Below are 14,273 nucleotides of genomic sequence, written 5' to 3'. Positions count from 1 at the left end.
CTCTTCCTCCTTATGCAAGTAATACACCGTATGCCTGTGGGCTGTCGATCCACTCGTCTTCCTCATCCAAAGAGACCTCCGGCAGAAGCTCCGCCACACTCCGCACCGGCAGATCCAGCGTTTCTTTCAGCGCATCAATCAATTCCCCGTATCGTGCGCCTCCGCCGCAATAATAGAGGCTGTCGATCGTATTATTCACATTGTTGAAGCTATAAAAGTTCAAAACTCGCATGACCTGGACGGCGCGGGTCCGGTACTGCTCCTCCAGCACAGCCGCCATCTTTTCTTTGTCGGTCTCCTCGCGGTTTTCTTCCTCCACCTCAATTCCCAGTTCCTGCATCTTGTTCTTATCTCCCAAACGGATCTGCTCGATCTCCTCACAGCCCGGCTCCATGGTACGGGTAATATCATAGATCCCCTGGCGAAAGAAATGGATCCGCAATGCTTGGGTTCCCAGATCGAGAATCGCATAGTCTTTCACAGTTTCCGATTTTTCTGCCCCCTCTGCGTTCTCTTTTTCTTCCTTTTTATGAGGTTCTGCATTCAGCTTTGTCTCCAAAGCCTTCTTCTCATCCGCCATTCTCTCTTCTGCATATTCCAGAATCCATTCCATTCCCAGCACGGCCGGAACCAGACCGACCAATTTCAAGTGTGCCATCTTGGCCAGTTTTTCAAATTGCTGCGACAGCTCTTTCGTACACGCCGCACCAATCAAATCCATTTTTTCCTGATCCGCATAGATCATCGCATAATCAAAGACGTACTTATCCATCTCGTTTCCGATATAATCATGGAACTCATATGGAAGATTCAGCCGGAGCTGTTCCTCCGTCATCAGCGGCAGCTCAAAGCGCCGCACATACGCATCCTCCTGCCGGATGACAAACACGACGTTCCGGCAGCGGATCGCATACTCCTTCAACAAATCCTTTATTAAATCCGCATATTGACGCATATCGTTCCGGTCGATCCCCTCGACCCGCTCGCTGATAAATTCGCGAAGCTCGCCATTTTCCGCATATGCAATCTTGATACGGTAATGTCCAATCTCAATTCCTAAACAATTCTTCATCTCTGCACTCCCTTTAAAAGAGCCCTGTATACCATTGTGTCCATATATCTCCATACAGCAGCATACAAAAACATGCCGCCGCAATCGCCGGTCCAAACGGAATTTTCTCCCTCCGACCGATGACAGAACCTGCAATTCCCAGCACACAGCTGAGAATCAGGAAAAATAATACCTCCCAGGCGGAACGCATATACAGTCCCGTCACAAAAAAAAGTTTTACATCGCCGCCCCCCAAGCTTTCTTTTCCGGTCAGGCGGTCAAACAGCAAGGAAAGTGCCAGCATACTGACAGCCAGTCCGGCACCGGTCAGAACTCCCCGCAGCATCTGTCTTCCCGGTTCCGGTAAGCCCAGCGCTGTGCCGAAAAAGATCAGGATTCCGGCTATCTGAAGCCGGTCCGGTATGATCCACGCATGCAGATCTGTGAGTGTCAGACATAAAAGCACCATCCAGAGCAGAATTCCCCGCAGTGCCAGCACCGAGACATCGTACCGGTACATAATCAGGCAGCATGCAATTCCTGAAACAAGTTCCGTCCAGAATGCCTCCGCCGGGATCTTCGCTCCGCAATAACGGCACCTGCCCCGCAGGCACAGCCGTGAAAAAAGCGGTACCAAATCCAGTACTCCCAGCACATGACCGCAGGCATCACAGTGGGATCTCCCTTTCAAAACGGACGTTCCGTTTAACATCCGCCCTGCCAGACAGTCTGTAAAACTTCCGAGTGCACAGCCCAGAATAAAAGTAATCATCAAAATGTAAATTGTTAAAAATGTGGTTTGATGCAGCATCAATGGAATATCTCCTGTCCGTACCCATGTTCTGTCTGTTTGTAAATCCCCAATATTTTATATCTTCCAAGATATGTAAAACGCTATCTTTATCTTAAAACGCCCAATTTCATTTCTTTTATTTGGCGCCAAATCCCGGCTTTGGACCAAATGGATTCTGGCTGGTTCCCCCAACTTCATTTCCCTCATAGAAAGGAGCGGTCTGAAGCGGAGACGTATTCGCATATGGATTAGCCGCCGGATTTCCGATGTAAACCAGAATATCTGTACACGGTGTCTTGGCTTCCATCGCCGTCTTCCGGTATTCCTGCCCCAGGTCATTTACCTTCTTTGTTCCACTTCCCTGTGCGTACTCAATGTGCGCGTTCTCTCCCTCTGCCTGACAGACAATCTTTCCCTCTTTTACATTGTATCGGTAATAGCGGTATTGCTTCTGCGGCTGGTTCTCGTAGCGTTCCAGGCTTTCCTTGCTTCCATACAGCATTGCCACGGCCGCCGCCTTCGCCGCACGGACATTCGCCTGATTGGCTGCGATGACCGCTTTTTTCCGCTGTGCCGTAAAAATCGGAATACTGATCGCCGCCAGGATCCCTACGATCGCTATCACCACCAGCAGCTCTGCCAGTGTAAAACCGTGTTGGTTCTTTTTCATTTGCTCACCCACTTTTTATCAAAATGACCTGCTGACTTTGTTTTGATTCGTGCGTTGCAGGTCACGCTTATGTATCTGACAATGAATGGATTTTTAAATCCTGAAAAATTTCTGATGTGAACATCACTTTCATTCTAAACGTTACTGTTCACACACGTGTGCCCAGCAACGGGATTTTGCCGATGCTGCGCATTCCAAATCGGCAAAATCTGCTGCCAGAACTGTATCGTACGGAATTTTCAGTTCAGAAAATTCCTACCTGTGAACAGTTACTTCTAAACCTTCATGTGCCTGGCAGTCAGGTGTACCACCACAAATGAAAGCTCTGGCAGGCGCATTTAGCAAAAATGGATGGGAAACCCCATCCATTTTTCGTTACTGTTCTCGCATACATGCTCAGCAACCTTTTTCCACGTATGTGGTTTTATTTTGCATATATTGTAATTTTTGCACCATTAATAACGTCAGTGTCTTTCGTCTTCGTCGGTTCGATTTTTACATTAATCTGTTTATACTGCTTGCTACCCTTTTCTTCTTCAATATCACCCTGTTTATTCGCATCAGCTACTATAGACGCATCATCCTTGATTGAGGTAGCTGTACCAGTTTTTAAGTCATAATCATAAATCATTGCGGCGTCACTATTCTTATCTATCTCATCCGTCATATACTGAGCTACCGCTGCTGCTTTCGCCGCTCTCATATTGGCCTGATTCGTAGCGATTCTAGCCTTGGTCAGCTGTGCCGTAAATACCGGAATCGAGATTGCAACCAGGATGCCCACGATTGCAACAACCACCAACAGCTCAGCCAGTGTGAAACCTTTTTTGTTCTCACGAACTTTCTTGATTAAGCCTTTCATAAAATCAATCTCCTTATTGTATAGTATTATATTAATGAACAGAGAATTATCTCTGCGCCATCCATCCTCTGCTGTATCACATTTCACATGTGTGCAGTCAATTACGCTTACATCAGATCGTACATCGTAAAGATAGGCAGATAAATCGACACTACGATGATACCCGCAAAAATCGCAAGCACCACCAGCATCGTCGGTTCCAGCAGTGCCAGAAGCCGCTGAATTCGATAATCCGCCTCGTTAGCATAATAATCGGCAACATTGTCCAGTGTCTCCTCGAGCTCACCGGTTTCTTCTCCGACGGAACACATATCGACCATCGTCGGCGGGAAATATTTCTTTCCCTGCAGACATTCCACCAGACTGCGTCCCCGCTCGATTCCTTCGCGCATGGAGCGAACATCCTCGCTCAGAAGTGCATTGTCCATGACCTTCGCCGTCGTGTCAACCGCCTGATTGATCGTGATACCCGCTGCCAGAAGCACCGACATTGTATTGGCAAACTGCGCTGCGCCGTTCATCTGGTTGATCGCGCCCACAAGTGGAAGGGATAACGCGATCTTTGCTTTCTGAATCCGCCCCTGCGGCGTATTGCCGTAGACCTGCGAACCAATCTTCAAAAACGCCAGCACCGCCAGCATCAGCAGCCACCACTTCGCGAAGAAATGGGAAGTCGCGATCAGCATCCGCGTCATCAGCGGCAGCGTACCGCCCAGATCAGTAAATACATCTGCCAGTGTCGGGATAACCTTCGCCATGACGATAATCAGGACAACCACCGCAACCGCAACGACAAACAAAGGATAGGTCATCGCTCCCTTGATCTTCTCCGTCGTCTTGTAGGATTTCTCATAAAACTTCTGAAGCCGGTCAAAGGATCGTTCCAGCGTACCAGACTGCTCGCCTGCCCGGATCGTCTCGATAAACGTGAGCGGAAAACGGTCGCTATACTTTTCCAGCGCCGACGCAACGGTACTTCCGGCAGCTACTTCCTCTGCCGCAGCCCCCATGATCTTCCGGATCCGCTTGTCCTCATTCTGATCTGCCAGCATACGCATCGCGCGTGCCACTGTCATGCCCGAATGAAGCGTGATCGCAAACTGTGAACACAGGATCGCCAGCTTCTTCGTCTTGATCCGCCTGCTTCCGATCTCCATCTCCAGGAGACTGCCGTCATCAGGTCTTTTCTTCTCTTTCTTCTGACTGATGCTCAGAAGAATCGGATAGTTTTCCCGGATTCTGGAAGCGGCTGCCGCTTCACTCTCAGCCTGGAGCACTCCCCGGACTTCTTTTCCATCCCGTCCCAGCGCTTTATATGAAAAATTTGGCATCTCTCATACCTCCAGCCACAGGATTCAGCTGTACGCCATCCGTATGTACATCGCCATCTGCATCCTTTTTATCATTATTTTAACATCTTTGTTTGTTTTTGTAAATATGCCGTCAATCTTTTGGATATTTTATACGAAACACGCATCTAGATCGGCTTTTTTTTGCTATTTTCTCTATACGTGCTTTGTTTTTGCCAATCTATTTTTGTATATATTTTCGTCAACACATCTGACTTTTCTTTTCCAGACTATTTCAGGTATATAGATCATCAGAGCGGAAATGGTACGTCCCGCCCTGACACTCCCAAAAGAATAGCTCCCGTTTCTTTTTATCTTCTCTCTTATTTCTCGTTTTCCTTATCCAGCATCTCTTCCATCGTATGCCATCCCAGCACCGCGCATTTGACACGCGCCGGCATATGGGAAACATCGACCAGGGCACCGGCTTCCTCAAGTTCTTCGATCTCGTTCTCGCCTGCCTCGCCCTTGATCATCCGCAGGAACAGATCCGCCAGATGGCGTGCTTCCTCTTCGGATTTTCCGATGATCAGATCCAGCATGATATCAGCGGATGCCTGGGAGATTGCGCAGCCGCTTCCCTCAAAAGCACCGTCTACCACCTGTCCATCTTCGACCTTCAGCTGAAGAATGATGTCATCTCCACAGCTCGGATTGACGCCCTCTAATACCAGATTGGCATCCGGCAGCTTTTCTTTATGTAACGGATGCAGATTGTGATCCGTCAGTATTTCATTGTAAAAGGTTCTATTCTCCATATCCCATTTTCCTCCGGATTTCTTTCAGGTTCTGGACAAAACGGTCGATGTCCTCCTCCGTATTGTAGAACGCAAAGCTGGCACGCGCTGTTGCAAATACACCCAGATGTTTTAAAAGCGGCTGGGCGCAATGGTGGCCTGCGCGCACATTGACATTTGCGGCATCCAGAATCGACGCGATATCGTGCGGATGTACGCCGTCCACGGTAAAGCTGATAATTCCGTTGTGCTCTTTCGGCTTATCGCTTCCCTGGATATGAACGCCCGGAATCTGCCGCATCGCCGTCATTGCCCGTGTTGTCAGCAGCTCCTCGCGCTTCTGCACCTCGTCAAATCCGATGTTCATCAGATAATCGATCGCCGCCTGTAAGCCGACCGCACCGCCGCCATTGACGGTACCGGCTTCGAATTTGTGCGGCAGTTCGGCAAAGACTGCCGATTCCCGGCTGACCGAATCGATCATCTCGCCGCCCGTCAGGAACGGCGGCATCGCATCCAGAAGAGCTTCTTTTCCGTACAGGACGCCGATTCCCATCGGTGCCATCAGCTTGTGACCGGAAAATACAAGGAAATCTGCATCCAGTGCCTGCACATCCACCGGAATATGAGGGGCGCTCTGTGCCGCATCGATGACGATGACACCGCCTTTTTCATGCACCAGTTTCGTCAGCTTCTCTACCGGATTTCTGCGGCCAAGGACATTGGAAATCTGCGGCATCGCTGCGATCTTTGTCTTTTCTGTCACCAGGGCTTCCATATCTTCATCCCGGTAGGAACCATCCGGCTGACATTCCAGATAAACGAGCTTCGCGCCTGTCTGTCTGGATACCATCTGCCATGGCAGGATATTGCTGTGGTGGTTATCAATGCTGATTAAGATCTCATCGCCTGCTTTCAGACTAGTTAAACCATAGCTGTACGCGATCAAATTCAGACTTTCGGTGCTGTTGCGTGTAAACACGACCTCGCTCGTCTTTCCAGCATTGATAAATTCCCGCACGCGCTCTCTTGCCGCTTCATATGCCTCCGTCGCCTCGATTCCCAGCTCATAGAGCCCGCGGAGCGGATTGGCATTTTTCTTTGTATAGAAATCTTCCACTGCCTTTAATACCGCCTCCGGGCGCTGTGCCGTTGCCGCATTGTCCAGATATGCGATATCCGAACCCGCAAGCAGGGGAAAATCTTTCTTGTAATCTGTCATGTTCTGTTCCTTCTTATATATTTGTTTGTATACTTGCTGCAAAAACAAACCGCAGCCAACTTACAGTTTTTTCATTTTATTATCGCTTCTGGTTCATGAACTCCTGAGCCTGCTTCTGTACTGCCTCGTCAGCTACCAGCTCATTCAGCGCGTCGATTCTCGCCCGCGCTACCATGCGCTCAGCTTCCTCTCTCGACAGTCCGCGGGAGCACAGATAAAACAGCGTTGCATCGTCCAGATCGCCCATCGAAGCGCCGTGATTTCCTTCGACATCTTCTTCCGCACACAGAATCAGCGGAATCGTCTGGTTTACGATGTCATCGCCGAGCAGCAGCACATCCTCGCGCTCAGTTCCCTTTGCCCCGGCGCATCCCGGCACGAAATCGATCGTTCCGCGGAACAGCTTGGAGGAACCGTCCTGCAAAACGCCAGAGACTTCCATCATACTCTCTGTCTTTTTGCCGCGGTGGCGTACTGTATAGTTCATATCCAGCTTCTGGTTTACACTGGTGTAATAGCCGATCTTCGCGTCAAATGCGCTCTTTTTTCCTTCCAGCTCGGTCAGGCAGCCCGCGTAGACCTTGCCTGCGCCCAGCTCCAGTTTCAAAAGCTCAAATGTGGCATTTTCTCCGCAGGACGCACCGATATCACTCAGGCAGGTATATCCGGCGCCGAGAAGCTGCACTTCCTGAAGCTGTACCTTTGCATTCTTTTCCGCATGGACCTTTACCTGGAACGAGGATGTTCCCTGTGCGTCCTCCCCGGAGCGGAATACGATCAGCACCTTTAAGCGGCTGTTTTCCTTTGCATCCAGAAAGAGGCGGTTCTGGTAACTGCCGTTTTTATAATCGACGCAGAGAACCGTCCATTCTGTATTTTCATTCTGCAGCACAGCTGCCGCTTCCGCTGTCAGCCGGTAGATACTTCCCGCACCGGCATTTTCTTCTGCAACAGCCGTTCCATTTACAGTGTCCGTTCTATTTGCGCCAGCCGTTCCGCATTCCGCCGCCATTGCATCGTACTCGCGTCCCATGCCGGTCTGGATCTCGTCCCACTCTTTTCCGGAGATTTCTTTTTCCCAGGTCACACCTGCTGCCAGGCGCTCCGGTTTTATCAAAACACTTTCCTCCGGCCACTCAATCTGTATCTGGCTTTCGTTCATTCCCAGCCGGTTCCAGGTTCGGGTTGGAAGAATGTTTACTATCATTTCTTTCTGTCCCATTGTTTCCTCCTGTCGTTACCATTCATGCACTTGCATGCCCCGCAGCAGAATCTGTTATTTCAAAATCCCCGCTGCAAACAGTAACCATCTATTATCCGATACTGCCTTTCATCTCAAGCTGAATCAGGTTATTCATCTCAACCGCGTACTCAAGCGGCAGCTCCTTCGATACATCATCCGCAAATCCGCTGACGATCATTGCGCGCGCGTCCTCCTCGCTGATGCCGCGTGACATCAGATAGAAAACAGCCTCGTCGCTGATCCGTCCAATCTTTGCCTCATGGCCGACGTTCGCATCGCGGGTCCGGATATCCATCGCCGGGACCGTATCGGAACGTGAAATATCATCCAGCATCAGGGACTGGCAGGAAACCGATGCCTTAGAACCAGATGCCTGTTTTCCAATCTGCACGCTGCTTCGGAACGTACTGATACCGCCGTCCTTGGAAATAGATTTCGTATTAATATAGGAAGAAGTCCGTTTGCCCGTGTGGACTACCTTCGCACCGGTATCGAGGTTCTGACCTTCTCCGGCAAAAGTAATGCCGGTAAATTCCATCTTTGAATCGTCACCCTTTAAAATACTCATCGGGTACAGATACGATACATGGGAACCAAAGGAACCCGATACCCACTCGATCGTGCCCCCCTCTTCCACAATCGCGCGCTTGGTGTTCAAATTGTACATATTTTTCGACCAGTTCTCGATCGTCGAATAGCGGAGTTTCGCATTTTTGCCGACGTACAGCTCAACACAGCCCGCATGCAGGTTTGCTACGTTATATTTCGGCGCAGAACAGCCCTCGATGAAATGCAGATATGCCCCCTCATCAACGATGATCAGAGTATGTTCAAACTGTCCGGCTCCCGGTGCATTGAGTCGAAAATAGGACTGAAGCGGGATCGTAACCGACACGCCCTTTGGCACGTACACAAAAGATCCGCCGGACCAGACCGCCCCGTGCAGCGCTGCAAACTTATGTTCCTGCGGTTTGACCAGATGCATAAAATGCGTCCGGATCATTTCCGCATATTCGCCGTGCATCGCACTCTCCAGATCGGTGTAGACAACGCCCTGCGCCGCTACCTCTGCGCGCACGTTATGATATACTAACTCCGAGTCATACTGGGCGCCCACGCCTGCCAGCGATTTCTGCTCCGCCTGCGGGATTCCCAGACGTTCAAAGGTATCTTTGATGTCCTTCGGAACCTCTGACCATTTGGCACTCATCTTGGATTTCGGACGGACATAGGTTACGATGTTATCCATGTCCAGATCCTCGATATCCGGTCCCCAGTTCGGAACCTGCAGGGAATTGTAAATCTGTAAGGACTGCAGACGGAACTGCTGCATCCATGCCGGGTCATTTTTCTCCTTAGAAATCTTCTCAACGATCTCCGGGGTCAGACCCGCTTTTACTTTATATGCGTCATTTTCTTTGTCTTTTATATCGTAGACGCTGCGATCAATGTCATCTACATACGTTTTTTCTTTCATGTTTGATGCCTCCATATTACCCGTGCTGATTCGTTATTACTGTCGCGTTATCCTGCAGCACCTTCGATTCCAAAAATGCCTGCCTGCGAACAGTAACGATTAGTTCCGGGTGTCTGCCACACCCGCCTCACGGATAAAGGATTCGTAGCCTTCCTGGTTGATCTTATCAACTAGGGAGCCGTCACCGGTTGCCACGATCTTTCCATCTACCATGATGTGCGTATAGTCAACATGCAGTGCATCGAGAATCCGGGTGCTGTGCGTGATAATAAGAAGCGCGCCGTTCTGGTTCTTCTGGTACTCTTCCACACCCTTAGAAACCAGACGGACTGCATCAACATCCAGACCAGAGTCTGTCTCATCGAGGATTGCCAGGCTCGGATTTAAGAGCATCAGCTGTAAAATCTCAGATTTTTTCTTCTCACCGCCGGAAAAGCCCACGTTTAAGCTTCTCTGTGCATACGATTCATCCATCTGGAGAATGTCCATCGCCTTTTTGAGCTGTTTATGAAATTCCCAGATCTTTAAGTTCTTGCCAGTCTGCTGGCGCATCGCGCTACGCAGGAAACTTTCCAGCGAAAGTCCCGGTACCTCCAGCGGCTCCTGGAAGGACAGGAACATACCGGCTTTGGAACGCTTGTCCGTGGACTCATGTGTGATATCCTCACCCTTAAATAAGATCTGACCACCCGTGATCTGGTATCTCGGGTTTCCCATCAGGACGTTTCCGAGCGTCGATTTGCCCGCGCCGTTTGGTCCCATCAGGACATGTACCTCTCCTGCGCCGACGCTCAAATCAACGCCGTGCAGGATCTCTTTTTCTTCTATATTTGCTTTTATCTGATTTACTTCTAACACTTTTTCTGCCATAAAGCACTCCATTTCCGGGACCGGCTGAGACATTCATGCTCGGTCTGTCTGATCTGTGACAGCCGCCTCGTCACGAAAGCGGTTATCCCTCTTAGCAAACGTCCATCTCTCTGGTTCCTTTTTTCTATAATGAATCTGGCTGTTCAGACGGTCAGATTACCCTATGGCTATTATAGGTATTTATTTCCGGATTGTAAACCCTCATTTTTCACAAAACAAGAAAGATTCTTATTATATTATTGAGACTTTTTCTCGTTTATTATTGAGTCAGCATCATCCACCCCCAATACACAACCCCTAATCCCCACGAACTCAGAATCCCATACAGGATCACCGGACCCGCGATTGTAAATATTTTGCATCCAACACCAAATACCTGCCCTTCCGCCTTGTATTCCAGCGCCGGGGATGCAACTGAATTGGCGAATCCGGTGATCGGAACCAGCACACCAGCCCCAAAAACACGCGCCAGCTTCTGGAATACATTTGCCCCTGTCAGGATAACGCTGAGCAGAATCAGTCCCAGCATCGTCCAGAGCGCCGCCGTTTTCTCCTCCATGCCTGTCTGAACCAGACAATTTGTGCTGATCTGCGCCGCCAGGCAGATCAGCCCGCCGGAAATGCCCGCCATCAACACATTTTTCCATGTACTGTGGACGGGCGTAACCGATTTGACATATGCTTCATATTGATCTTTTCTGGCTTCCATGGTTTCTCCTCTCTTCTACTGTCTTCCAATTCCATGTAAGAAATAATACAGCGAACCCGCACATTTCCCCGCCGCAATCGCGAGAAGCAGATATGGCAGCCCCACTGCCAGACGCAGGCGGCGGCTCAGCACCGGCAGGGCTTTCAATGTCTCTGCCAGCGACATGACGAGGCAGCCTACAAAAATACCACAGGAAAGTCCCGCAACCGCTAGAAGCAGCTGTCCGGAGACATTTCCAAACATCACCAGAAATCCAGCACCAGCTCCCGTTCTGCCACCGCCTTCTGCTGCCCTCTGCCACAACTCTGCCTCCGGCATTGCCGCTGGCCACGCTATTCTCAGAAAACTCCCGGTCAGCTGTTTCACTTTCTCTGTAAATAAATCCACCACATTTCCAAACAATCCCCCCAGCGCGATAATCGTCTCATACAAGAAGATTTTCCCCTTCGACGCCGTCGCCGTCTTTCCAATCAGGCGCGGATAAACGCCGATGACCACCAGAAAGGCGTAGACTCCTGCTGCCACCGTGCTTCCCGCCGCCAGCCCCGCCAGCAAAAGCATCGCTTCTTTAAGAAACATCGATGTCATCCTCCTTCCGCTCCTCGTTCTGAATCAGCGTTTTATTGACATTTTCCTCATACAGGCGCATTTCTACCTCCAGCGGCGTCGGATCGAGACTGAATTTCCACGAAGTAAAATGGTTAAAAAACAGCAAAATCCCCACCGGAAGCCCGATCGAATAACCGACCTCCAACGCCGTTGTTCCGTCCGACGCCTGCCCCGTCGTGATCTCATATATTTTCCTGAATACATCCAGCACGTTTGCATCGTTGTTGAATGTCATGATCGCAAATGCCGCCCCGAAAAAGCAAATCAGGCAGACGAACAGCGTCTTGCACCACTGCCAGACAAGCGCCTGACGGCGCGGCGGCTGATAATGAATGACATAGTCCGTCTCCCCCAGATTCTGCACCGATGTCCCCGGAATTTCCCGTTCAATCTGCTGGATAATCTCCATGACGTTTCCAACCAGACGGCTTTCGCGCTGTTTCCCGCCGCCGCGGATCCTCTTCACGATCATCGCACGGCAGCGGCTTTCCACGCTTTTTTCACTGCAATAAACTTCTCCCAGGCTTGCAAGCGGTACATTTTTCTCATGTACCTGCGTGATCTGGCTGAGTTTCAGATAGACCGTCTGTGTCATAATGCTGCCTTCTCCGTCTGTGCCTCCGGTCTCAAAAATGCCTCCGCGCTGTCCCCAGAATGCTGTACGAAGGTTCCATCAATGTAGACGCTGTCCCGCCCCACTGCCATCAGACAGAGACAGAGCGCTGCCACAATCAGAATCATGCATCCGACCCAGACACAGATTCCCATCTTTTTTTTCATTGTCACTTTCACATTTCCCGTCATTTTTTTCCATCCTTCCTGTGTATTCTGAAAACTCTAAAAGTTCCTGCATCCAGTAGTATGGCTGTCTTTCAATGAAGTATGCACATTCATATATTCTGAATTATGAGCCTGTCTTTTTCTCATGTTTCTTCCAACTTTGCGCGCATCTGCCCTAATATTTTCCGTTCGATCCGCGACACCTGTACTTGTGAAATGCCGAGCTGCGCCGCGATCTGAGTCTGTGTCTGATCATAAAAATAGTGCCGCACAATGATCTCCCGCTGCCGTCCATTGAGCATTTTCAGCAAATCTCCCAAAAGCATCCGGTCAAGCAGAACCTCATTCTCCGCTGTCTCCCCAGCAATCCGGTCCTGAAGCAGAAGACCAGTTTCTTCCCCGGCGCTGGCTGGTGCAGAGAGCGATTCAACCGGACTGTCCGCCGCCATCGATGCGGCAGCTTCCTCACAGCTCACTCCAATCTGCGCCGCCAGCTCTTCCAGCGTCGGCTCCCGCCCAAGCGCCGTGCAGAGCGCTTCCCGCGCTGCCCGGAGCCGCTGGTTTTGCTCTTTGATGGAACGGCTGACCTTGATGATCCCGTCATCCCGGAGAAAACGTTTGATCTCCCCCGCAATCATCGGCACCGCATACGTCGAAAAACGCACCTCATATGATAGGTCAAACTTATCAATCGCCTTCAACAGCCCGATACTTCCGATCTGAAATAAGTCCTCCGTCTCACACCCCCGCCCCGCAAAGCGGCGGACGATGCTCCATACAAGCCCCAGATTGTCTTTTACCAGCGCCTCCCGCGCCGTCTTATCGCCCTGGTGTGCCCGTTTGATCTGCTCGATGGTTTTATCCATAGAACTCCGCCGTTTCTTTTTCTTCCTGTTCTTTATTCATATATTCCCTTCCAATTCGCTTTTTCATCGTCACACACGTTCCGCAGCCCACCTTGGACTCCACCTCGACCTCATCCATAAACGCTTCCATAAACGAAAAGCCCATCCCTGAGCGCTCGCCGGTCGTGTCTGTCGTATACATCGGCTCCATCGCCTTTTCCACATCTAGGATTCCTTTTCCCTCATCCCGGACCGAAATTATCAGTTCTTCTCCCTCAATCCGCGCTTCTATGTAAATAATTCCGATTTCATCGCTATACCCATGAATCACCGCATTTGTCACCGCCTCCGAGACCGCCGTTTTCACATCCTCCAGCTCTTCCATCGTCGGATTCATCCGGCTCATAAAGACTGCCGCTGTGACACGGGCAAACTCCTCGTTCGATGAATGGCTGTCTATCTCCAGGTGCATCCACGTGCCATTCTTCTCTGCTTGTCTCTGTTCATTCTGTTTAAATTTTCTGTATTCTTCTGAATCTTTTATTTTTTTAAGTTTTCCTTTCACTTCCGTTTCTGATACAGATATATCATCCGCATACATATTCATCTCTCCTTTAATGTCTCCCATCCAGTGCCTCCTCTCTCGTCCGGTACGACTGCACCAAACGATACACGCCGCCGATCCGCAAAATCCGGCGCATCCGCTCGCCTGCCCCGTACACCGCCACCGTGCCGCTGCTACCCTCCATCTGCTTATACCGGTTGAGAATTACACCGATCCCGGAACTATCCATAAATTCCGTCCCTGAAAAATCAAAAATAATCCGGTTAATATAATTTTCCGCCAGAAGCAGGTCTGTTTCATATTTGAGTGTCAGGCAGTTATGATGATCTACCTCCTTCGGCAGATGAATCACCAGCGCCGAATCGATTGCTTCGTATGTAAACATATTTCGTTCCATATCAGGATTCCCCCTTTTTCGATTTTTTATGCAGCCTTTTCCTATATACCTAAAAAGAATGTGCTTTGGCACATTCGGGCGTCTCGCGCGGTCG

At 50.1% G+C, this 14,273-nt stretch carries 17 protein-coding genes; all 17 read right to left on the bottom strand.

The features are described from left to right. Nucleotides 1-10: 10 nt before the first annotated feature. Entirely contained in the window at nucleotides 11-1,072 is a 1,062-nt protein-coding gene (locus PG862_RS12895) for a hypothetical protein (protein WP_270707645.1), read from the bottom strand. A 13-nt stretch (nucleotides 1,073-1,085) separates the two neighbouring features. After that, complete coding sequence (locus tag PG862_RS12890; RefSeq protein ID WP_107000047.1) at nucleotides 1,086-1,862, bottom strand: prepilin peptidase; 777 nt, start codon at nucleotides 1,860-1,862, stop codon at nucleotides 1,086-1,088. A gap of 118 nt (nucleotides 1,863-1,980) precedes the next feature. Next, nucleotides 1,981-2,514, bottom strand: coding sequence for a pilin (locus PG862_RS12885; protein WP_107000048.1), 534 nt, complete (start codon nucleotides 2,512-2,514; stop codon nucleotides 1,981-1,983). A 424-nt stretch (nucleotides 2,515-2,938) separates the two neighbouring features. Further along, nucleotides 2,939-3,376: a prepilin-type N-terminal cleavage/methylation domain-containing protein gene (locus PG862_RS12880; protein ID WP_118522707.1), complete on the bottom strand. Its 438-nt coding sequence runs from the start codon at nucleotides 3,374-3,376 to the stop codon at nucleotides 2,939-2,941. Nucleotides 3,377-3,483: 107 nt separating this feature from the next. Next, nucleotides 3,484-4,707, bottom strand: coding sequence for a type II secretion system F family protein (locus PG862_RS12875; protein WP_118490620.1), 1,224 nt, complete (start codon nucleotides 4,705-4,707; stop codon nucleotides 3,484-3,486). 341 nt (nucleotides 4,708-5,048) lie between these two features. Continuing rightward, nucleotides 5,049-5,483 (bottom strand): Fe-S cluster assembly sulfur transfer protein SufU, encoded by a 435-nt coding sequence (gene sufU, locus PG862_RS12870; protein WP_107000051.1) that lies wholly within the window; start codon nucleotides 5,481-5,483, stop codon nucleotides 5,049-5,051. Further along, nucleotides 5,473-6,684, bottom strand: coding sequence for an aminotransferase class V-fold PLP-dependent enzyme (locus PG862_RS12865; RefSeq protein WP_270707642.1), 1,212 nt, complete (start codon nucleotides 6,682-6,684; stop codon nucleotides 5,473-5,475). Before PG862_RS12865 ends, sufU begins: the two co-directional genes overlap by 11 nt. A 79-nt stretch (nucleotides 6,685-6,763) precedes the next feature. Next, a complete protein-coding gene (locus PG862_RS12860; protein ID WP_270707641.1) occupies nucleotides 6,764-7,906 on the bottom strand; it encodes a SufB/SufD family protein in 1,143 nt (380 codons plus the stop codon). Between the two features lie 91 nt (nucleotides 7,907-7,997). Beyond that, the gene (gene sufB / locus PG862_RS12855) at nucleotides 7,998-9,404 is read right to left on the bottom strand and encodes a Fe-S cluster assembly protein SufB (protein ID WP_118490616.1); all 1,407 of its coding nucleotides are present in this window, start codon (nucleotides 9,402-9,404) and stop codon (nucleotides 7,998-8,000) included. Nucleotides 9,405-9,503: 99 nt separating this feature from the next. Beyond that, on the bottom strand, nucleotides 9,504-10,274 hold the full coding sequence (gene sufC / locus PG862_RS12850) for a Fe-S cluster assembly ATPase SufC (RefSeq protein WP_270707640.1): 771 nt from the start codon (nucleotides 10,272-10,274) through the stop codon (nucleotides 9,504-9,506). Nucleotides 10,275-10,533: 259 nt separating this feature from the next. Next, nucleotides 10,534-10,983 (bottom strand): SpoVA/SpoVAEb family sporulation membrane protein, encoded by a 450-nt coding sequence (locus PG862_RS12845; RefSeq protein ID WP_117795708.1) that lies wholly within the window; start codon nucleotides 10,981-10,983, stop codon nucleotides 10,534-10,536. 15 nt (nucleotides 10,984-10,998) lie between these two features. Then, a complete protein-coding gene (locus PG862_RS12840; RefSeq protein WP_333563219.1) occupies nucleotides 10,999-11,562 on the bottom strand; it encodes a stage V sporulation protein AB in 564 nt (187 codons plus the stop codon). Beyond that, nucleotides 11,552-12,187, bottom strand: a complete 636-nt coding sequence (locus PG862_RS12835) for a stage V sporulation protein AA (RefSeq protein ID WP_117795710.1) — start codon at nucleotides 12,185-12,187, stop codon at nucleotides 11,552-11,554. The genes PG862_RS12840 and PG862_RS12835 overlap by 11 nt, the downstream gene beginning before the upstream one ends. Beyond that, nucleotides 12,184-12,396: a hypothetical protein gene (locus PG862_RS12830; RefSeq protein WP_107000057.1), complete on the bottom strand. Its 213-nt coding sequence runs from the start codon at nucleotides 12,394-12,396 to the stop codon at nucleotides 12,184-12,186. Before PG862_RS12830 ends, PG862_RS12835 begins: the two co-directional genes overlap by 4 nt. Before the next feature lie 119 nt (nucleotides 12,397-12,515). Further along, complete coding sequence (locus tag PG862_RS12825) at nucleotides 12,516-13,238, bottom strand: SigB/SigF/SigG family RNA polymerase sigma factor (RefSeq protein WP_118468787.1); 723 nt, start codon at nucleotides 13,236-13,238, stop codon at nucleotides 12,516-12,518. Next, a complete protein-coding gene (spoIIAB, locus tag PG862_RS12820; RefSeq protein WP_118637498.1) occupies nucleotides 13,231-13,689 on the bottom strand; it encodes an anti-sigma F factor in 459 nt (152 codons plus the stop codon). Before spoIIAB ends, PG862_RS12825 begins: the two co-directional genes overlap by 8 nt. A gap of 142 nt (nucleotides 13,690-13,831) precedes the next feature. Beyond that, the gene (locus PG862_RS12815; protein ID WP_022358681.1) at nucleotides 13,832-14,179 is read right to left on the bottom strand and encodes an anti-sigma factor antagonist; all 348 of its coding nucleotides are present in this window, start codon (nucleotides 14,177-14,179) and stop codon (nucleotides 13,832-13,834) included. Between the last annotated feature and the right edge of the window lie 94 nt (nucleotides 14,180-14,273).

The sequence above is a fragment of the Clostridium fessum genome, assembly GCF_027698965.1.
Lineage (GTDB): Bacteria > Bacillota > Clostridia > Lachnospirales > Lachnospiraceae > Otoolea > Otoolea fessa.
The sequence above is the reverse complement of the archived record's forward strand: the minus strand, read 5'-3'. Positions and strand labels throughout refer to the sequence as shown.

Excerpts from the sequence above, each read along its gene's own strand:
- PG862_RS12895 (WP_270707645.1), bottom strand. The coding sequence starts at position 1,072 with ATGAAGAATTGTTTAGGAATTGAGATTGGACATTACCGTATCAAGATT.
- PG862_RS12890 (WP_107000047.1), bottom strand. The coding sequence starts at position 1,862 with ATGCTGCATCAAACCACATTTTTAACAATTTACATTTTGATGATTACT.
- PG862_RS12885 (WP_107000048.1), bottom strand. The coding sequence starts at position 2,514 with ATGAAAAAGAACCAACACGGTTTTACACTGGCAGAGCTGCTGGTGGTG.
- PG862_RS12880 (WP_118522707.1), bottom strand. The coding sequence starts at position 3,376 with ATGAAAGGCTTAATCAAGAAAGTTCGTGAGAACAAAAAAGGTTTCACA.
- PG862_RS12875 (WP_118490620.1), bottom strand. The coding sequence starts at position 4,707 with ATGCCAAATTTTTCATATAAAGCGCTGGGACGGGATGGAAAAGAAGTC.
- sufU (WP_107000051.1), bottom strand. The coding sequence starts at position 5,483 with ATGGAGAATAGAACCTTTTACAATGAAATACTGACGGATCACAATCTG.
- PG862_RS12865 (WP_270707642.1), bottom strand. The coding sequence starts at position 6,684 with ATGACAGATTACAAGAAAGATTTTCCCCTGCTTGCGGGTTCGGATATC.
- PG862_RS12860 (WP_270707641.1), bottom strand. The coding sequence starts at position 7,906 with ATGGGACAGAAAGAAATGATAGTAAACATTCTTCCAACCCGAACCTGG.
- sufB (WP_118490616.1), bottom strand. The coding sequence starts at position 9,404 with ATGAAAGAAAAAACGTATGTAGATGACATTGATCGCAGCGTCTACGAT.
- sufC (WP_270707640.1), bottom strand. The coding sequence starts at position 10,274 with ATGGCAGAAAAAGTGTTAGAAGTAAATCAGATAAAAGCAAATATAGAA.
- PG862_RS12845 (WP_117795708.1), bottom strand. The coding sequence starts at position 10,983 with ATGGAAGCCAGAAAAGATCAATATGAAGCATATGTCAAATCGGTTACG.
- PG862_RS12840 (WP_333563219.1), bottom strand. The coding sequence starts at position 11,562 with ATGTTTCTTAAAGAAGCGATGCTTTTGCTGGCGGGGCTGGCGGCGGGA.
- PG862_RS12835 (WP_117795710.1), bottom strand. The coding sequence starts at position 12,187 with ATGACACAGACGGTCTATCTGAAACTCAGCCAGATCACGCAGGTACAT.
- PG862_RS12830 (WP_107000057.1), bottom strand. The coding sequence starts at position 12,396 with ATGACGGGAAATGTGAAAGTGACAATGAAAAAAAAGATGGGAATCTGT.
- PG862_RS12825 (WP_118468787.1), bottom strand. The coding sequence starts at position 13,238 with ATGGATAAAACCATCGAGCAGATCAAACGGGCACACCAGGGCGATAAG.
- spoIIAB (WP_118637498.1), bottom strand. The coding sequence starts at position 13,689 with ATGCACCTGGAGATAGACAGCCATTCATCGAACGAGGAGTTTGCCCGT.
- PG862_RS12815 (WP_022358681.1), bottom strand. The coding sequence starts at position 14,179 with ATGGAACGAAATATGTTTACATACGAAGCAATCGATTCGGCGCTGGTG.